General features: G+C 73.6%; 16 protein-coding genes, 2 tRNA genes and 3 pseudogenes. 9 read left to right on the top strand and 12 right to left on the bottom strand.

Annotated features, from left to right (window positions below; translation table 11 throughout):
• From BU198_RS08365 to BU198_RS08355, 3 genes and pseudogenes are all read left to right on the top strand, one after another.
• Positions 1 to 886, top strand: a pseudogene (locus BU198_RS08365) (hypothetical protein); the annotation flags it as partial.
• Between the two features lie 228 nt (positions 887 to 1,114).
• The gene (locus BU198_RS08360; protein WP_188296206.1) at positions 1,115 to 2,653 is read left to right on the top strand and encodes a N,N-dimethylformamidase beta subunit family domain-containing protein; all 1,539 of its coding nucleotides are present in this window, start codon (positions 1,115 to 1,117) and stop codon (positions 2,651 to 2,653) included.
• 88 nt (positions 2,654 to 2,741) lie between these two features.
• The gene (locus BU198_RS08355; RefSeq protein ID WP_188296205.1) at positions 2,742 to 3,641 is read left to right on the top strand and encodes a phosphoribosylaminoimidazolesuccinocarboxamide synthase; all 900 of its coding nucleotides are present in this window, start codon (positions 2,742 to 2,744) and stop codon (positions 3,639 to 3,641) included.
• A gap of 34 nt (positions 3,642 to 3,675) precedes the next feature.
• On the opposite strand, the gene BU198_RS08350 is transcribed toward BU198_RS08355, so the two are convergent.
• The 7 genes from BU198_RS08350 to BU198_RS08320 all read right to left on the bottom strand — a co-directional run bounded on the left by BU198_RS08350 (position 3,676) and on the right by BU198_RS08320 (position 8,322).
• Positions 3,676 to 4,299: a response regulator transcription factor gene (locus tag BU198_RS08350; protein WP_188296204.1), complete on the bottom strand. Its 624-nt coding sequence runs from the start codon at positions 4,297 to 4,299 to the stop codon at positions 3,676 to 3,678.
• A 34-nt stretch (positions 4,300 to 4,333) separates the two neighbouring features.
• On the bottom strand, positions 4,334 to 5,563 hold the full coding sequence (locus BU198_RS41935; protein WP_223244104.1) for a sensor histidine kinase: 1,230 nt from the start codon (positions 5,561 to 5,563) through the stop codon (positions 4,334 to 4,336).
• Between the two features lie 113 nt (positions 5,564 to 5,676).
• The gene (locus BU198_RS08340) at positions 5,677 to 6,513 is read right to left on the bottom strand and encodes an ABC transporter permease (protein WP_188296203.1); all 837 of its coding nucleotides are present in this window, start codon (positions 6,511 to 6,513) and stop codon (positions 5,677 to 5,679) included.
• Positions 6,510 to 7,520, bottom strand: coding sequence for an ABC transporter ATP-binding protein (locus tag BU198_RS08335; RefSeq protein ID WP_188296202.1), 1,011 nt, complete (start codon positions 7,518 to 7,520; stop codon positions 6,510 to 6,512). Before BU198_RS08335 ends, BU198_RS08340 begins: the two co-directional genes overlap by 4 nt.
• Positions 7,521 to 7,676: 156 nt before the next feature.
• Positions 7,677 to 7,749 (bottom strand) — tRNA-Gly (locus tag BU198_RS08330).
• A 39-nt stretch (positions 7,750 to 7,788) separates the two neighbouring features.
• Positions 7,789 to 7,861 (bottom strand) — tRNA-Gly (locus BU198_RS08325).
• Between the two features lie 143 nt (positions 7,862 to 8,004).
• Positions 8,005 to 8,322: a histone-like nucleoid-structuring protein Lsr2 gene (locus BU198_RS08320; protein ID WP_030056585.1), complete on the bottom strand. Its 318-nt coding sequence runs from the start codon at positions 8,320 to 8,322 to the stop codon at positions 8,005 to 8,007.
• Between the two features lie 466 nt (positions 8,323 to 8,788).
• On the opposite strand from BU198_RS08320, the gene purS reads away from it, so the two are divergent.
• The 4 genes from purS (at position 8,789) to BU198_RS08300 (ending at position 13,054) form a co-directional block, all read left to right on the top strand.
• Entirely contained in the window at positions 8,789 to 9,043 is a 255-nt protein-coding gene (purS, locus tag BU198_RS08315; protein WP_049654013.1) for a phosphoribosylformylglycinamidine synthase subunit PurS, read from the top strand.
• Positions 9,040 to 9,717, top strand: a complete 678-nt coding sequence (gene purQ / locus BU198_RS08310) for a phosphoribosylformylglycinamidine synthase subunit PurQ (RefSeq protein ID WP_188296201.1) — start codon at positions 9,040 to 9,042, stop codon at positions 9,715 to 9,717. The genes purS and purQ overlap by 4 nt, the downstream gene beginning before the upstream one ends.
• Positions 9,717 to 11,972, top strand: a complete 2,256-nt coding sequence (gene purL / locus BU198_RS08305; protein WP_188296200.1) for a phosphoribosylformylglycinamidine synthase subunit PurL — start codon at positions 9,717 to 9,719, stop codon at positions 11,970 to 11,972. The genes purQ and purL overlap by 1 nt, the downstream gene beginning before the upstream one ends.
• A gap of 269 nt (positions 11,973 to 12,241) precedes the next feature.
• The gene (locus BU198_RS08300; protein WP_188296199.1) at positions 12,242 to 13,054 is read left to right on the top strand and encodes a maleylpyruvate isomerase family mycothiol-dependent enzyme; all 813 of its coding nucleotides are present in this window, start codon (positions 12,242 to 12,244) and stop codon (positions 13,052 to 13,054) included.
• A 6-nt stretch (positions 13,055 to 13,060) separates the two neighbouring features.
• Here BU198_RS08300 and BU198_RS08295 read toward each other — a convergent pair whose 3' ends face one another.
• Positions 13,061 to 13,369: a hypothetical protein gene (locus BU198_RS08295; protein ID WP_188296198.1), complete on the bottom strand. Its 309-nt coding sequence runs from the start codon at positions 13,367 to 13,369 to the stop codon at positions 13,061 to 13,063.
• Positions 13,370 to 13,419: 50 nt separating this feature from the next.
• Positions 13,420 to 14,109, bottom strand: a pseudogene (locus tag BU198_RS08290) (DUF3152 domain-containing protein); the annotation flags it as partial.
• Positions 14,110 to 14,161: 52 nt separating this feature from the next.
• Here BU198_RS08290 and BU198_RS08285 point away from each other — a divergent pair.
• Together BU198_RS08285 and BU198_RS08280 are read left to right on the top strand one after the other, a co-directional pair.
• Positions 14,162 to 15,262: an AI-2E family transporter gene (locus BU198_RS08285; protein ID WP_317620022.1), complete on the top strand. Its 1,101-nt coding sequence runs from the start codon at positions 14,162 to 14,164 to the stop codon at positions 15,260 to 15,262.
• 94 nt (positions 15,263 to 15,356) lie between these two features.
• A complete protein-coding gene (locus BU198_RS08280; protein WP_188296196.1) occupies positions 15,357 to 16,238 on the top strand; it encodes a virginiamycin B lyase in 882 nt (293 codons plus the stop codon).
• Here BU198_RS08280 and BU198_RS08275 read toward each other — a convergent pair.
• The 3 genes and pseudogenes from BU198_RS08275 to BU198_RS41930 all read right to left on the bottom strand — a co-directional run.
• Positions 16,232 to 16,786 carry a GAF domain-containing protein gene (locus BU198_RS08275; RefSeq protein ID WP_188296195.1) on the bottom strand — a complete coding sequence of 185 codons (555 nt, stop codon included), beginning with the start codon at positions 16,784 to 16,786 and terminating at the stop codon, positions 16,232 to 16,234. The genes BU198_RS08280 and BU198_RS08275 overlap by 7 nt on opposite strands.
• Positions 16,770 to 17,627, bottom strand: a complete 858-nt coding sequence (locus tag BU198_RS08270; protein WP_188296194.1) for a S8 family peptidase — start codon at positions 17,625 to 17,627, stop codon at positions 16,770 to 16,772. Before BU198_RS08270 ends, BU198_RS08275 begins: the two co-directional genes overlap by 17 nt.
• Positions 17,628 to 17,712: 85 nt before the next feature.
• Positions 17,713 to 18,066, bottom strand: a pseudogene (locus tag BU198_RS41930) (S8 family serine peptidase); the annotation flags it as partial.
• Positions 18,067 to 18,156: the final 90 nt, after the last annotated feature.

Raw genomic sequence — 18,156 nt, 5'->3', positions numbered from 1 at the left:
CCGGGTCGCCCGCAGGGTCGCCCGCCGTCTGCTCGGCGCCTGCCGGGGCCACTCCGCCGAGCTGGAGCGCTCGGTCGCGAGCTGGGCCTCCGAGCAGGCCAGGACGGTCGACTACGGCCTGCGGATCGCCGCCCAGGAACAGGTCGGCCTCGCCTACGCCGGCTGGGACCGGCTGCTCACCAGGGTCGCGCTGCCCGCCTGGCGGCTCGGCCGCCACCCGGCCCACCTCAACGCCGGGGTGGTCGCCGCCCTCACCGAGCTGTCCCGCCGCGACCGGCTGGCCGACGGCTACGGCAGCCGGCTCGGCGACCGCCCCGCCTGCGACCTGCTGGAGGATCCGGGCACCGTCGACCGGGCGGTCTCCAGGCTCGCCGCCGAACTGTTCTTCGGCCGCCCGCCGGCCGGCAGCTGGCACGAGCTGGAGTGGGCCGACTACCCGGCCGAGGTGGTGGACGCCGGCTGGCGGGCGGGCGCCGCCACCCTCCAGACCGCCCTGGACCGGCTCGCCCCGCAGCCCCGTCCGGGGGCCCCGACGCTCACCCGGCTGCTGGGCCGGCTCGCCGAGGGCGACGGCGAACTGCTGGCCGCCGCGCTCGCCGCCCGGCCGGCCCGTACCGCCCCGGCCCCGCTGCTCGAACCCGAGCGCAGCGGCCGCGACCGGCTGGTCGACCACGTCACCGCGATGGTCTGCTGCGCGGCCGTGGACACCGCGGGCGGCGCCCCCGGCCTGGACTGGCTGGACGGTCCGGTGCTGCTGCTCGGCGGGGTCCGCCGCACCGACCTGGCCGGCCCGGTCGCCCAGGCCGTCGAGCAGGGCCAGGACGGACCGCTGCGCGTCTGGCTGGACGCCGCCGACGTCCGGCTGGAGAAACCCGTCCGCCTCTGACGTCCCAGGTGCCCCAGGAGGGCGCTCGGCGCCCCCGCGCGCGCCCCCGATTCGATCGGCCGCCGGAAGTCTTCGCAGGCCGGAGGCCCTCTCCGGGAGGCGCGCGAGATTCTCCGCCCCAATCGCTGCCGGAGGGTGACGTGACGGCAGCACTCTGTGGTGTATTAGAGCGCACGCACATCCGGGGGGCACGTGCCAGCCGGGCGGAAGTGCATCTGGGAGGGGCGCGTGGGGACCGAACTCAACCGCCGCTGGGAGTCGGGGACGCACGCCTACAGCGTCTCCGACCCCTTCGGCCAGGGCCCGCTGCCCTGGCTGCGCAGCCCGGACCAGTACCTCGCCGGGGCGGAGGGCGCCGTCCCCTGGTACGTCTCGGTGGACGCGCCGGGCCAGCAGTCGCTGACCGCGGGCACCAGGCCCAAGCCGCCGGTCGGCACCCCGCAGGGCGCCAACGACGTGGACCAGCAGATCAAGGGCTTCGCCTCGGCCGGGGTGGTCCGTCCCGGCGGCTCGGTGGACTTCCGGGTCACCGTCAACCCGCCCCGCGAGTTCACCGTGAACGTCTTCCGGATCGGCCACTACGGCGGCGACGGCGCCCGCCACATGACCTCCAGCCCGAACATCGCCGGACTCGTCCAGCCCGCCCCGCTGGTGGTGGACCGGACGGTCTCCTGCCACCACTGGTGGCACTCCTGGCGGCAGCAGATCCCGGCCCACTGGAAGCCCGGCGCGTACGTCGCCGTGCTGACCACCGCCGACATGCTGCACCGCAGCCACATCCCGTTCACCGTGCGGGACTTCGAGGACCAGGGGCGTGCCGCCGAGCTGCTCCTGGTGCTCCCGGACGTGACCTGGCAGGCGTACAACCTGTTCCCCGAGGACGGCCGCACCGGCGCCAGCCTCTACCACGCCTGGGACGGCCGGGGCGGGCTGGTCGGCGAGCCGGAGGCGGCCGTCACGGTCTCCTTCGACCGCCCGCACGCCACCGCCGGGCTGCCGCTGCACGTCGGCCACGCGTACGACTTCATCCGCTGGGCCGAGCGCTTCGGCTACGACCTCTCGTACGCCACCGCCGGCGACCTGCACGCCGGCCTGGTGGACGCGTCCGGGTACCGGGCGCTGGTGTTCCCCGGGCACGACGAGTACTGGTCGGAGCCGATGCGCCGGGCCGCCGAGCGGGCCAGGGACGACGGCACCTCGCTGGTGTTCCTCTCCGCCAACACCATGTACTGGCGGGTCGAGCTGACCGCCGCCGCCTCCGGCGAGCCCCACCGGCTGCTCAACTGCCGCAAGCGGCAGAAGGTCCTGCCGGGCAGCACGGCCGCGGGGGTGCCCGGGGCGGCCAGCGCGCTGTGGCGGGACGCGGGGGAGCCCGAGCAGCACCTGCTCGGGGTGCAGTACTCGGGGCGGGTCGCCGCGCCCGTCCCGCTGGTGGCCAGGCACACCGCGCACTGGCTGTGGGACGGCACCGGCCTCCAGGAGGGCGACGAGCTGCCCGGGCTGGTCGCCGGGGAGGCGGACCGCTACTACCCCAAGGTGGCGCTGCCCGAGCACGTCGAGCGGGTGCTGCTGGCGCACTCGCCGTACCAGGACCCGGCCGGCCGCACCCGCTACCAGGAGACCTCGCTGTACCGGGCGCCCAGCGGCGCGTACGTCTTCGCGGCCGGCACCTTCGCCTGGTCGCCCGCGCTGGGCCGCCCCGGGCTGACCGACGAGCGGATCCAGCGGGCCACCGCCAACCTGCTGGACCGGCTCTGCAAGAACTAGCGTGCGGTGGTCGTGAAAGACTGCGGGGGCAGTGACCTCCCCTTTCGCGGTGCCCCTGCCCGTGAACGACCCCTGAGGACTGAACACCTTGAGCGGATTTGTCACCAAGCCCGAGCCGGTCCAGGTACCCGGCCTGGTCCACCTGCACACCGGCAAGGTGCGCGACCTCTACCGCACCGGGTCGGGTGAGCTGGTCATGGTGGCCAGCGACCGGACGTCCGCCCACGACTGGGTGCTGCCGAACGAGATCCCCGACAAGGGCCGCGTCCTCACCCAGCTGTCGCTGTGGTGGTTCGAGCGGATCGCCGACATCGTCCCCAACCACGTGATCTCCACCGAGGTCCCGGCCGGTGCCCCGGCCGACTGGAAGGGCCGCACGCTGATCTGCCGCAGCCTGGAGATGATCCCGGTCGAGGCGGTTGCCCGCGGCTACCTGGCCGGCTCCGGCCTGGCCGAGTACCAGGAGAGCCGCACGGTCTGCGGCATCGCGCTGCCGGAGGGCCTGGAGAACAGCTCCGAGCTGCCCGCCCCGATCTACACCCCGGCGCTCAAGGCCGAGGTCGGCGAGCACGACGAGAACGTCCCCTACGAGGAGACCGCCCGCCGGATCGGCGCCGAGCTCGCCGCCCGGCTGCGCCGCACCACCCTGGACGTCTACGCCCGGGCCCGGGACATCGCCCGCGAGCGCGGCATCATCCTGGCCGACACCAAGTTCGAGTTCGGCCTGCTGGACGGCGAGCTGGTGATCGGCGACGAGGTGCTCACCCCGGACTCCTCCCGCTACTGGCCCGCCGACCGGTGGCAGCCCGGCCGGTCGCAGCCGTCCTTCGACAAGCAGCTGATCCGCGACTGGCTGGTCTCCCCGGCCTCCGGCTGGGACCGCTACAGCGAGCAGCCGCCGCCGGCGCTGCCGGCCGAGATCGTCGAGCAGACCCGTGCCAAGTACATCGAGGTGTACGAGCGGCTGACCGGCACCACCTGGGCCTGACGCCGCGGCGACGCCCGCGGGCGACGGCGGTGACTCAGATCCAGCCGTGCTCGCGGGCGATCCGCACCGCCGCGTGCCGGTTCTCCGCGCCCAGCTTGGTGGCCGCGGAGGACAGGTAGTTGCGCACGGTGCCCTGGGAGAGCGAGGCCCGCTCGGCGATCTCGGCGACCGGGGTGCCGTCGGCGGCCAGCTCCAGGACGTCCGTCTCGCGCGGGGTCAGCGGGGTCTCGCCGGCGCTGATCGCGTCGGCGGCCAGCTCCGGGTCCACGTACCGGCCGCCGGAGCGCACGGTGCGGATGATGCCGGCCAGGTCCGCCGCCGAGACGGTCTTCGGCAGGAAGCCGCGCACCCCCACCTCCAGCGCCCGCTTCAGGTAGCCCGGGCGGCCGTGCCCGGTGACGATCATGCAGCGGCAGTCCGGCAGCAGCAGCCGCAGCTGGGCGGCCACCTCGATGCCGTCCTTGCCCGGCATCTGGAGGTCCAGCACCGCGACGTCGGGGCGGTGCGCCTGGGCCATCGCCAGCGCCTCGGTCCCCGAGCCGGCCTGGGCGACCACCTCGATGTCGTCCTCCAGCGAGAGCAGCGCGGCCAGCGCGCCCCGGATCAGGTGCTCGTCGTCGGCGAGCAGGACGCGGACGGGCACGGCGTTCTCGGTCATCGGGCGGGCCTTCCTCGGCGTTCTTCGAACGGGCTCAGCACGGCAGCGGGACGGTGGCGAGCATCCGGAAGACGCCCGCCCCGGCGGGCGCCACGGTCAGCTCGCCGTCGTGGGCGGCGAGCCGCTCGCGCAGTCCGCGCAGCCCGGTGCCGCTGCCCTGGGAGGGGAACGGGATCTCGGGCACCCCGTCATTCTCCAGTTCCAGCACGGCCCGTCCGTCCTCGGTCCGCAGCCGGATCAGGCAGCGGCCGGCCTCGCTGTGCCGCAGCACGTTGGTGGTGGCCTCGCGGATCACCCAGCCGAACACCGACTGGACCGGGGGCGGCAGCTCGTCGGCGTGCTCGCCGAGGTCGATCTCGCAGGCGACGTCGGCCGAGCGCAGCACCGCGCGGGCGCCGATCGCCTCGGCGTGCAGGTCGGCGGTGCGGTAGCCGCGGATGACGTCCCTGACCTCGCGCTGCGACTCCTGGGCGATCTTCTGCACCTCGGCCATCTGGTCGGCGGCCTCCGCACGGCCCCGGCGGGCGAGCTGCACGGCGAGTTCGCTCTTCAGCGCGATGGTGGTGAGGTTGCGGCCCATCACGTCGTGCAGGTCGCGGGAGAAGCGCAGCCGCTCCTCGGCGACGGCCAGCCGGGACTGCGCCTCGCGGGCGGCGTCCAGCTCCCAGACGATCGAGGTCAGCCAGGCGAAGCTGCGGCAGCTGGCGCCGAGGAAGGCCATGCCGATGGTCAGCCCGGTCAGGTAGCCGGCGGTGCTCGCGGTGTCGATCCCGGCCAGCGCCGCGGCCGGGAGGACGGACGCCAGCATGCCCAGCCCGACGGCGGCGGCCCAGCGCGGGGTCAGCGCGACGCAGACCTGGCCGTGGGAGAAGAGCAGCAGACTGCTGGTGACGAACAGGGTGAAGGGCAGGCCTCCCGGGTTCTCCGCACTGCCGTGGGAGGGCCCGAACAGCAGGACGGTCCAGGAGCCGGCCACCGCGAGGCCGACCGAGAGGCCGGTCCAGAGCAGGTGGTCGGCGGGGCGGCCCAGGTAGTGGTCGAGGGCGACCCGGTAGGCCCGCAGCAGCACCAGGGTGACGGCGAGTCCGATCAGCAGGGAGATCCGGACGGCGGGGATGTTCTCGGGCTGGCCGGCGACGCTCCCGGCGGAGATCAGGACGCTCGGAAGGACGAAGAGCGCCATCAGGTAGAGCGACCAGCGCAGGTACAGCTCGGTGCGCTGGGGTTTGCTCAGGCCCGTCCAGCCGTGAAGCGGTGACCGCATTCTCATTTTCTTCCGCCCCAGTTCGATCACGATCTTGCCGGTGTCTTCATATCAGAGGCGTGGAAGGCGCTCATCCAATGGATGAGCGCCTTCCGTGGGCAGTGACCTTCGGGTCAGCGACGCGGCTCCCAGCGGAAGTAGCGCACCGCTCCCCAGACCGCCAGGCCCAGCCAGATGGTCCCGGTGACCAGGTGCGAGCCGGCGGCGCCCCAGGAGCCGGCGAAGTCGGTCGCCGGGGCCGAGCCGTCGGTGCCGAACCAGCCGATCCGGATCAGCTGGAAGGCCGGGGTGGTCGGCAGCAGGCGGCAGACGTCGGCCACCTGGGAGGGCATGACCTCCAGCGGGACGAACAGGCCGGAGCCGAGCTGCATGACCAGCATGACCGGCAGGGTGGTGATGCCCGCGCTCTCCACGGTCTTGGTGAAGGCGCTGGACAGCGCGGCCAGGGCGATCATGGTGCCCAGCGCCAGCAGCAGGCCGGCCAGCATCAGCAGCGGGTTGACCGGCACGGCCAGGTGCAGGCCGAGGCTGCCGCCGATCCCGATCAGGGCGGCCATCAGCAGGCCGAGCGTGAGCGAGGGGACGGCCGTGCCGAGCAGGATCTCGATGTCCCTGGCCTCGCCGGTGCGCAGCCGCTTGAGGACCAGCTCACCGCGCCGCCCGACGTACGCGGCGGTCAGGTTGTAGTACACGACGAAGGCCAGGATCATCCCGACCGAGCCGTAGACCAGCAGCGAGTCGACGTCCAGCCCGGGGTGGGACTCGGCCTGCGCCGACAGTGCGCCCCGGAGGGTGAAGATCAGGAACAGCGGCAGCGCCAGGGCGGTGAACAGGGCCGTCCGGTTGCGCAGCAGCAGGGTGGCCTCGGCCCGGCCCAGGGCGAGCAGCCGGCGGACGGCGGTGCTCCGCGGACCGGCGATGGCGGCGGGGGCGGCGGCGGTGGTGGTCATCGGGCGGATCCGATCAGGCGGCGGCGGGCGGGACGGGAGGCGGCGGCGGGCGCCTGCGGCGGGCTCTGGTGGGCGGCCTCGGAGGCGATCGCGAGGAAGGCCTCCTCCAGTGAGGCGCTGCGGGCGTCCAGGGCGCCGAGCGCGATGCCGTGGTGCCGGGCCCAGCCGAGCAGATCGGTGAGGGTGTCCTGGAGTCCGAGGGTCCGCACGGTGACCTTGCGGCCGTCGACGCCGAGTTCGGCCCCGGGCAGGACGGGCAGCGCGGTCCCGGTGAACTCGGGCAGTTCGAAGGTGATCCGGGAGGGGCGGTCGGCGATCACCTCGGCGACGGTGCCCGAGGTGACGACCCGGCCGCCGTGCATGATGGCCAGCCGGTCGGCCAGTTCCTCGGCCTCCTCCAGGTAGTGCGTGGTCAGCAGCACCGTGGTGCCCTGGGCACGCAGCTCGCGGACCAGCCGCCAGACGGAGGCCCGCGCCTCCGGGTCGAGGCCGGTGCTGGGCTCGTCCAGGAAGAGCACCTCGGGCCGGCCGAGCAGGGCCATCGCGAGGTCCAGCCGGCGCTTCTCGCCGCCGGACAGCTGCTTGACCCGGACGTCCGCGCGGTGGCCGAGGCCGACCAGCTCCAGCGCCTCCGCCACCGGGCGGGCGCCGCTGGTCATCCCGGCCCAGACCCGGCCGGTCTCGGCGGCGGTGAGCTCGCCGGGGAAGCCGCCCTCCTGGAGCATGATGCCGATCCGCGGGCGGACGGCGTCGCGCTCCTTGAAGGGGTCCCGGCCGAGCACCCGGACGGTGCCGCCGGTGGGAGCGGCCAGGCCCTCGATGACCTCCATGGTGGAGGTCTTGCCGGCCCCGTTGGTACCGAGCAGGGCGAAGAGCTCGCCGCGGCGGACGGTCAGGTCGACGCCGCGCACGGCGTGGTACCCGGTGGCGCCGCCGGCGTAGCGGCGGTGCAGGTCGGTGACCTCGATCACGTCTTCGCTGGGGCGGGAGGGCCGGCTCGTTTCCATGCCCCCAAGCCTTCCGCCGGCCGGGCCGGGCGGGCAGTGCGCGCCGTCATGACATCGCGGTGGGGATGCACGGGTCGGCGATGACAAATGTCATGGGCCGATATGCGGGAGGGAATGCCGAAGGGCCCCCTCTTCCGAGGGAGCCCTTCGTATCTGAGCGGACGACGAGATTCGAACTCGCGACCCTCACCTTGGCAAGGTGATGCTCTACCAACTGAGCCACGTCCGCAGGTCAAACTATTGAGTTGTGCTGTGCTCGCGCACTGCGAGCGGACGACGAGATTCGAACTCGCGACCCTCACCTTGGCAAGGTGATGCTCTACCAACTGAGCCACGTCCGCACGGTGCCTGGTGGGGCACCCGCCGCCTCTCCGGATCTCTCCGTTGCGGCGACGAGGAATACTCTACAGCATCGTTCGGGGTGGTCGCCCCACCCTTTCGGTCCAGGCGGGCGGGGCGACCGGGGACCGGAGTCCCGCGCGGCTCAGTTCGCCTCGGCGAAGGCCTCGTACACGTGCTTGGGGATGCGGCCGCGGGCCGGCAGTTCCATCCCGCGGGACAGGGCCCAGGCGCGGACCGCGGCCGGGTCGGGGGTGAGGGCGGTGCGGCGGAACGACTTTCCGGTGCGGCTCTGCCGGCGGCCGGCGGCGACGAACGGAGCGAGGGCCTCCCGCAGCTTTTCCGCGTTGTCCACGGACAGGTCGATCTCGTACGACTTCCCGTCGACGCCGAAGTGGACGGTTTCCGCGGCGGCACCGCCGTCCAGGTCGTCGGAGAGCGTGACAACTACACGCTGAGCCATGGGTGTCAATCCTCTCGGCAATTCGGCCACCGGTCCGCAGGGTCACGTCGGGGCCTGATGTGCACCAACTCGCGCAAGCACGTACGGGCAGGCCGGACGGCCCGCCTGATACGCAGCACTTGTCGCGACAGGTGGCCCTATTCTGCACCCGAAGGGGGTCGAAATCGAAGAGTCCGGCATTCTTTTCCGGATATTCACGTCTCTTCGCGGGACTCCTGGATACCGATGAGCGGGACGGGAGGATCTGTCCCCAAGTGCCGTATTCGGGTGTTCTCCGGGCGGCGCCGTTCCGGATGCCGAATCCGTGGAAACCGGCCGGACCGGACGGGGGGTCAGGGGTGTGGATCCCTTGCGGCGTAAGGGTCCCGAGTCTACGCGCGTCGCTATCCCCGGCCAGCAATCCTGCCCGGAACCACCGGTAGTCTGGAGTTCCCCCGCCTCACCGAAGACACCACCGGGAGTGCCAGTGGCACGCGTCGTAGTCGACGTCATGCTCAAGCCGGAGATCCTCGACCCCCAGGGCCAGGCGGTGCAGCGTGCACTGCCCCGTCTCGGATTCACCGGGATCGCCGACGTCCGCCAGGGCAAGCGTTTCGAGCTGGATGTGGAGGGCCCGGTCGACGACGCGGCGCTCGCCCGTATCCGCGAAGCCGCCGAGACCTTTCTCGCCAACACCGTGATCGAGGACTTCACGGTCCGCGTCGAGGAGGAGGGCAAGTGACCACCCGCGTCGGCGTCGTCACTTTCCCCGGCTCGCTCGACGACCGCGACGCCCAGCGTGCGGTCCGCCTGGCCGGCGCCGAGCCGGTCGCCCTCTGGCACCGTGACAAGGATCTCCACCAGGTCGACGCCGTCGTCCTGCCGGGCGGATTCAGTTACGGCGACTATCTGCGCTGCGGCGCGATCTCCCGCTTCTCGCCGGTGATGGAGACCGTCATCGAGCAGGCGAAGCTCGGAATGCCGTTGCTCGGTATCTGCAACGGCTTCCAGGTGCTCTGCGAATCGCACCTGCTGCCCGGTGCGCTCACCCGGAACGACTCGCTGCACTTCGTCTGCCGCGACCAGAAGCTGCGCGTCGAGAACGCCGGCACCGCCTGGACCCGGGATTACTCGGCCGGCCAGGAAATCGTCGTCCCGCTGAAGAACGGCGAGGGCCGGTTCGTCGCCCAGGAGCGGGTGCTGGACGAGCTGGAGGCCGAGGGCCGGGTCGTGGCCCGTTACGTGGACGTCAACCCGAACGGTTCGTACCGCGACATCGCCGGCATCACCAACGCCGCCGGCAATGTCGTCGGCCTGATGCCGCACCCGGAGCACGCCGTGGAGCCGCTCACCGGTCCGACCACCGACGGCCTGGGGTTCTTCACTTCCGTCCTGAAGCAGCTGGTGAACGCCTGATGAGCCTCGACACCGTCAAGAACGCCGAGCAGACCCCGGACGCCGCCCAGCCCTGGGCCGAACTCGGCCTCAAGCAGGACGAGTACGCGCGCATCCGGGAGATCCTCGGCCGCCGCCCGACCGGCGCCGAACTCGCCATGTACTCGGTCATGTGGTCGGAGCACTGTTCGTACAAGAGCAGCAAGGTCCACCTGAAGCAGTTCGGCGACAAGAAGCCGGATTCGGACGCGATGCTCGTCGGCATCGGCGAGAACGCCGGCGTCGTCGACGTCGGCCAGGGCTACGCGGTCACCTTCAAGGTCGAGTCGCACAACCACCCGTCGTACATCGAGCCCTACCAGGGCGCGGCCACCGGCATCGGCGGCATCGTGCGCGACATCCTGGCGATGGGCGCCCGCCCGGTCGCCGTGATGGACCCGCTGCGCTTCGGTGCCGCCGACCACCCGGACACCCGGCGCGTGCTGCCCGGGATCGTCGCCGGCATCGGCGGCTACGGCAACTGCCTGGGCCTGCCGAACATCGGCGGCGAGGTCGTCTTCGACTCCTGCTACCAGGGCAACCCGCTGGTCAACGCGCTGTGCGTGGGCGTCATGAAGCACGAGGACATCCACCTCGCGCAGGCCTCCGGCGCCGGCAACAAGGTCATCCTGTACGGAGCCCGCACCGGCGGCGACGGCATCGGCGGCGTCTCGGTGCTGGCCTCCGAGACCTTCGACGACACCAAGCCGGCCAAGCGCCCGGCCGTCCAGGTCGGCGACCCGTTCCAGGAGAAGCTCCTGATCGAGTGCACCCTGGAGATCTTCCGGGAGAAGCTCGTCAAGGGCATCCAGGACCTCGGCGGCGCCGGCCTGTCCTGCGCCACCAGCGAGCTGGCCTCGGCCGGCTCCGGCGGCATGCGGATCGAGCTCGACACCGTGCACCTGCGCGACCACACGCTCTCGCCTGAGGAGATCCTCATGAGCGAGTCGCAGGAGCGCATGTGCGCGATCGTGGAGCCCGACAAGGTCGACCGCTTCCTGGAGATCTGCGAGAAGTGGGACGTCATCGCCAACGTCATCGGTGAGGTGACCGACGGCGAGCGCCTGGAGATCTTCTGGCACGGCGAGCTCGTGGTGGACGTCCCGCCGCGCACCGTCGCCCACGAGGGCCCGACCTACCAGCGCCCGTACGCCCGCCCGAGCTGGCAGGACGCGCTCCAGGCCGACGCCCCGACCGCCGGGAGGCTGGCCCGCCCGACCACCGGCGAGGGCCTCAAGGCCGACCTGCTGAAGGTCGCGAGCCACCCGAACCAGGCTTCCAAGTCCTGGATCACCGACCAGTACGACCGCTACGTGCTCGGCAACACCGTGCTCTCGGCGGGCGAGGACTCGGGCATGATCCGGATCGACGACGAGACCAACCTCGGCGTCTCGGTCGCCACCGACGGCAACGGCCGCTTCGCGAAGCTGGACCCGTACACCGGCGCCCAGCTGGCCCTGGCCGAGGCGTACCGCAACGTCGCGGCCGGCGGTGCCAAGCCGCTCGCCGTCTCCGACTGCCTCAACTTCGGCTCCCCCGAGGACCCGGACGTGATGTGGCAGTTCGCCGAGGCCACCCGCGGCCTGGCGGACGCCTGCCTGGTGCTCGGCACCCCGGTCACCGGCGGCAACGTCTCGCTGTACAACCAGACCGGCGAGGTCGCCATCCACCCGACCCCGGTGGTCGCGGTGCTCGGCGTCATCGACGACGTCACCCGGCGCACCCCGGTCGCCTTCGCCGAGGAGGGGCAGCTGCTCTACCTGCTCGGCGACACCGCGGACGAGCTCGGCGGCTCGGCCTGGTCGCAGGCCGTCCACGACCACCTCGGCGGCCTGCCGCCCACGGTGGACCTGGAGCGCGAGCGGCTGCTCGGCGACATCCTGATCGCCGCCTCGCGCGACGGCATGATCGACGCCGCGCACGACCTGTCCGACGGCGGTCTCGGCCAGGCGCTGGTGGAGAGCTGCCTCAAGGGCGGTCACGGTGCGCGGATCGTCCTGCCCGAGGGCCTGGACCCGTTCGTCCTGCTGTTCTCGGAGTCGGCCGGCCGCGCCGTCGTGGCGGTGCCGCGCAGCGAGGAGCTCCGGTTCAACGACATGTGCACCGCGCGTGGCCTGCCGGCCACGCGGATCGGTGTCGTGGACGGCGACAGCCTGGACGTCCAGGGCCAGTTCAGCGTCTCGCTGGCGGAGCTGAAGGACGCCCACACCGGCGTCATCGAGGCCCTGCTGGCCTGACCCGCGTGACCCGAGGGGCGGACGGTCCGAAAGGACCGTCCGCCCCAAGGGCCCTGTCGGCGAACTCGCGTCTGCGGGGCGGCGTTGGGGCACGCACCTCGCCGCGTTGTCGTCGGTCGCCAATGGCCCCCAGCCTGGCGGCCGGGAGGTGCCCCCACCGCAGTGGCTCCCTCCTCCGCCTTGCGATGCACGCACCCCAACGCCGCCCCGCCCGCCCTCCGGGCGAACGACGGGAGTTCGCCGACAGGACCCAGGCGTATGTTGGGCCCATGCCTGCCAAGCCCCGTACCTACCAACCGCAGAAGGTCCGTGCCGCGCTGGCCGGCCAGACCCGGGCGCTGCGTGCCGCCGTGGACGCGCTCGGCACCGGGCAGCTGGACCTGCCGACCCGGCTGGGGCGGTGGCGGGTCCGTGAGCTGCTCGCCCACCTCGCCGTCCAGCTCGACCACGTCCCGGCACATCTGGACGACCTGCCGGAGGGCAGGCCGCCGCTGGACCTGCTGGGCTGGGTGGCCCGGGTCGGCAGCGTCGCGCCGCTGCTGGACGAGCAGGCCGGGCAGCGGCGCGCCGCGGAGTTCGACGGGGACGCGGCCTCGGTGGCGGCCGCCTTCGGGCGGGCCGCCGACGCGCTGGCCGACCTGCTGGAGCGGCCCGAAGCCGCCGACCCGGCGCGGCGGTTCGAGATCCGGCTGGGCTCGATGGCGCTCTCCGACATGCTGGTGACCAGGCTGGTGGAGACGGTCGTGCACGCCGACGACCTGGCCGCCGCGCTCGGCCTCGACGCCTTCCCTCACGACCGTCAGGCGGTCGCCGCCGTCACCCGGCTGCTGGCCGACGCGCTCGCCGACCAGGCGCCCGGTGGCGCGGTCGAGCTGCGCGTTCCGCCGTACGCGGTGGTGCAGGCGGTCGAGGGCCCCCGGCACACCCGGGGCACCCCGCCCAACGTGGTGGAGACCGACCCGCTGACCTGGATCCGGCTGGCCACCGGCCGGGCCGGCTGGGCGGCGGCGGTGGAGGCGGCCGCGGTGTCCGCCTCGGGGGAGCGCAGCGACCTGGGGGCGTACCTGCCGGTGCTGCGGTAGGGGACGTCAGCGCAGCCGGCCGGCCGGCGCCTCGGTGGCCTTGCGCAGCGGCTCTCCGGCGAGGGCCCGGTCCAGCTCGGTGCCGGTGCCGTCCTGGTAGAGCATCAGGACGAGGTCGCCCTCGCCCTTGAGCGCGATCCGGGCGAGTGCCGCTCCTTCGCTCCTGCCGGGGACGAGCTTGGTCTGCCCGGGCCCGGGCCGGTCGGTGGCGATCTGCTGGAGCTCGGCGACCGAGAGGCCGGCGGCGCGCTGGATGCCCGGCAGCATCAGGCGCGGCGAGCGCCTCGCCGAGGTCGAGGCCGAACGGGCAGGCACCCTGCCCGGTCCCGGAGTACCCGGCTCCGTCGCCTCCCGGCCCCGTCGCCCTACGGGACGGAGGGGCCGCTCTGGTAGGTGCCCTCCGCCGTGTACGGCCAGGCGTTGGGCGTACAGCCCTTGAGACCGTAGATCTGCTGCATCATCGCGGGCGCGGGCTTGCCGGGGCCGGGGCAGCCCTCGTGCCCGTGGCCGATCCGGTGGCCCACCTCGTGGTTGACGATCAGGGCCCGGTACTCCTCCAGCGGCCCGCTGAACTGGGGTGAACCGGTGTTCCAGCGCTTGGAGTTGACGAGCACCTGGTTGCCGACGTTGCAGTTGACCTCGCCGTGGGTGTCCAGGCCCGAGGCGCCGCAGATCCGGTCCACGGTGGCCGGCGAGGCGATCTTCACGGTGAAGTCGTACGAGCCGTTCGCGACCAGCCGGAAGCCGTTCTTGCGGTCGTTGGTCCAGCCGCGCTTGTCGCCGAGGATGCCGTGGATCTGTGTGGCGGCGGCCGTCGCGTCGATCCCGATGCCGTCCTCGACCTCGACCCGGTAGCGGCGCACGTTGCCGTGCCCGACCGGTTCGGCGGTGGCGGGGGCGACGGTGAAGGTGCCCGCGCCCTGGGCGGGGCCCGGGTCGGGCGCGGTGGGGGTGGGCGGTGCGGGGGCCGGCGGGGGCGGCGTGGTGCGGGTCGAGGCGGCCGGGTAACCCGTTCGGGTGCTCGCGGCCGATCCGGCGGGCGGGCCCCCTGAACCTCTGCTGAGCTGGGTCGGTTCCCAATCGTCGACGACCCCGGCGGAGGTGGCCGTGTCCGTGGAACGCGCGCCCGGCGAGCAGCGGCGGCCGGACCACCGCAGGCCGTACCTGATGCTGCCGCCGGGCCTGCGGCAGGCGGCGGCCTGGTCGGTGGCGGTGATCGTGCTGCTCGCCGTCGCCTCGCTGGTGGTCTTCGCGCTGGTCGAACTGCGGGCCGCCACCGTGCCGATCGTGCTGGCGCTGCTCGGGGCCTCGCTGCTCTACCCGGTGGTGCCGTGGCTGGTGCGCCGGGGCGTCGGGCGGGGCCTGGCCGCCGGGCTGACCTGCACGGTGCTGGTCGCCGCCGTCGGCGGGGTGATCGCGCTGCTGGTCAACTCCCTGGTGCACAGTGCCCCGCAGATCGCCTCCTCGCTCCAGGAGGCCGGGGAGCGGCTGGCCGACTGGCTGGGCCCGCTCGGGGCGAAGATCCAGCACGCGCTGAGCAACGCCAAGGGCGAGACCAACTCGCTGGTGTCCACGCTCACCAACGGGGTGCTCTCCGGGCTGGGCCTGCTCACCCAGCTGATCGCCGGCGGGGTGCTGTCGCTCGCGCTGGTGTTCTTCTTCCTCAGGGACGGCCACCGCACCGGCGACGCCATCCGGTCCTACCTGCCCGAGCGCAGCGCCGCGACCGTGATCGCCTGCGCGGAGCGGGCGTTCGACGCGATGGCCGGGTTCATGCGCGGCACCACGATGATCGCCCTGATCGACGCGGGCTTCATCACCATCGGCCTGGTCGCCCTGGGGGTGCCGGGTGCGCCTGGGCTGGGCGCGCTGGTCTTCATGGGCGCCTACATCCCGTTCGTCGGCGCCTTCCTGTCCGGCACGGTGGCCGTCCTGGTGGCCCTCGCCGACGGCGGCCTCGGCACGGCGCTCTGGGCGCTCGGGGTGGTCCTCGCGGTGCAGCTGATCGAGGGCAACGTCCTCCAGCCGGTCATCCAGAGCCGGACGGTGGAGCTGCACCCGGCCACCATCATGGTCGCCGTGGTGGCCGGCTCCGGGATCGCCGGGATCATCGGCGCCCTGCTCGCCGTCCCGGTCTGCGCGGCCGGAGTGGGCGTCATCTCGGTCCTGCGCGCCGACCCGGGGCGGGCGGTGGAGGCGGGGGAGTAGGAGGGCACCGCCCGGATATCGGTTGCCGTCGGTGCGGCGGGCGTGGAAAGATCGCTAACGCGACAATGGTCGCAATAGCTGGGGGAGGGGTCGGATGGAACTGATCGAGGTGGCCGAGGCGGGGGCCGGGCCGTACGGGGTGGCCGTGGGGCCCGACGGGGGTGTCTGGTTCACGCTGGTGCACGCCGGGGAGGTCGGGCGGCTGGCTCCCGACGGCGGGGTGGAGCGCTTCGGGCTCGGGGCGCCGGGGTGCGGGCCCGCGGTGATCACCGCAGGGCCCGACGGGGCGCTGTGGTTCAGCCGGATGCGGGACCACCGGATCGGGCGGATCACGGTGGGCGGGGAGACGGGCTCGTTCGCGGTGCCGACGGCGGACGCCGGGCCGTACGGGATCGCCGCCGGGCCCGACGGCGCGCTCTGGTTCACCGAGCTGAACGCGGACCGGGTCGGGCGGATCACCGTGCGGGGCGAGGTGGCGGAGTACCCGCTGCCGCTCGCCGGGGCCTTCCCGTCGCTGATCACCGCGGGCCCGGACGGCGCCCTGTGGTGCACCCTCAACCAGGCCGACGCGGTGGCGCGGATCGGGACGGACGGCGACGTGACCGTCCACCGGCTGCCGACCGGGGGCACCGCGCCCGTCGGCATCACCGCGGGGGCGGACGGGGCGCTCTGGTACGTCGGCATCGGCGGCGGGCTGGTCGGGCGGATCACCGTGGACGGCGAGGTGACGGAGTACCCGCTGGCCGACCGCTCGGCCAGGCCGCACGCGATCGCGGCCGGGCCGGACGGCCGGCTCTGGTTCACCGAGTGGGGCGCCGGGCGGATCGGGGTGCTCACCCCGGACGGGCGGCTGGACGGCCACCCCGTCCCGGGCGAGGGCGCCGAGCCGCACGGCATCGCCGTCGCCCCGGACGGCACGGTGTACGCGGCGCTGGAGCGCGGGCAGCTCGCCCGGCTGGACGCCCGGCGCTACTGACGGCGCAGCAGCTCCTCCAGGTCGGCGAGCAGGCCGAGGGCGGCGGCGCGGTCGGGGACCGGCTCCGGGGCGGGGGAGCGTTCGGCGATCACCCGCAGGGCGGCGGCGGCCTGGCGGGCGAACATCGCCAGCAGGTCCAGTTCGGGCAGGCCGGCGCGGGTCTGCGGGGCCGGGTCCAGCACTTCCAGGACGCCGAGCACCCGGCTGCCGTGGGTGAGCGGGGCGGCCATCAGCGCGGTCGGGACGTACGCGGTGGACTCGGCGAAGTCCCGGTCGAAGGTGCGGTTGGCGCCCAGGTCGTCCACCACCATCGGCTCGCCCGAGGCGGCCACCCAGCCGGCGATCCCCCGGCCGGCCGGGAAGCGGCGGCCCACCAGCGACTCCTCGCCGCGCCCGGACACGGCCTGGAACACCAGCTCCCCGGCCGTCTCGTCGAGCAGGCACACCGAGCCGGCCTCGGCGCCGAAGATCGCCCGGGCGACGTCCACCACGGACTGCAGCAGCTCGCGGGCCAGCGGGTCGACGGCGGGGTCAGTGCTGAGGGTCATCGGGCGCCTCCGGGGTGGGGGTGGAAGGGACCTGGACGTTGGCCGCGGTGAGGTAGAGCGCGCTCTTCAGCTGGAAGGTGGTCAGCCTCGGCCGGCGGGACAGGATGCGGGCGCAGAGCCCGGCCACGTACGGGGTCGCGAAGCTGTTGCCGGTGGTGCGGATGGTGGCGCCGCCGAGCCAGGGCACCCGGACGTTCCGGCCGGGGGCGAAGAACTCCACCGGCGGCGCCGGGTTGTACAGGTGCAGGTCCGGGTCGTCCTCCTGGTGGCTGCCCACCGAGATGACCGAGGAGAACCGCCAGGGGAAGCTCTCCACCGGGGTGTTGTGGGCGGAGGCGACGATCGCGGTGCGGGCGAAGAAGGCGTCGTCGGCGATCGCGTGCAGCTGCTCCAGGAAGCGGGTCCTGGTGGTGGAGAGGCTGAGGTTGACCACGTCGAAGCCCTGGTCGACGGCCCAGCGCAGTCCGGCGATCAGCATGTCGCCGGTGCCGGTGAAGCGCTCGCCGAGGACCCGGACGCTGTAGAGCTCGCAGTCCGGGGCGGTGCGGCGGATGATGCCCGCGCAGGCGGTGCCGTGCCCGCAGGTGTCCCCGGCGGTGTCGGGGCGGACGGTCGGTTCCCTGGTGACCGGGTCCTTGGTCACCGCCCAGGAGCCCTGGAGCGGACCGACCAGCGGGTGGTCCGGCTCGACCCCGGAGTCGACCACGCAGACCCGCACGCCCTTGCCGGTGCCCTCGCCGTCGGTTTCCTCACGGCCGGAGGAGACGGCGTCGGCGAGCACCGGGAGGTCGGCGGGGGCGCGGTCGCGCAGGCTCCAGGTGAGGCCGCCTCCGCCGCTCACCGGGTGCCGCCGAGCCGCTCGGCCCGCCGCACACCGGGCAGGTGGCCCTTGGCGGCGAAGCGGTCCCCGGCGATGGCGGCGGCCGGCCGGTGAAGCGCTCGCCGAGGACCCGGACGCTGTAGAGCTCGCAGTCCGGGGCGGTGCGGCGGATGATGCCCGCGCAGGCGGTGCCGTGCCCGCAGGTGTCCCCGGCGGTGTCGGGGCGGACGGTCGGTTCCCTGGTGACCGGGTCCTTGGTCACCGCCCAGGAGCCCTGGAGCGGACCGACCAGCGGGTGGTCCGGCTCGACCCCGGAGTCGACCACGCAGACCCGCACGCCCTTGCCGGTGCCCTCGCCGTCGGTTTCCTCACGGCCGGAGGAGACGGCGTCGGCGAGCACCGGGAGGTCGGCGGGGGCGCGGTCGCGCAGGCTCCAGGTGAGGCCGCCTCCGCCGCTCACCGGGTGCCGCCGAGCCGCTCGGCCCGCCGCACACCGGGCAGGTGGCCCTTGGCGGCGAAGCGGTCCCCGGCGATGGCGGCGGCCGCCGCG

The organism is Streptomyces sp. CBMA156 (genome assembly GCF_014596515.1).
Classification (GTDB): Bacteria; Actinomycetota; Actinomycetes; order Streptomycetales; family Streptomycetaceae; genus Kitasatospora.
The sequence above is the reverse complement of the archived record's forward strand: the minus strand, read 5'-3'. Positions and strand labels throughout refer to the sequence as shown.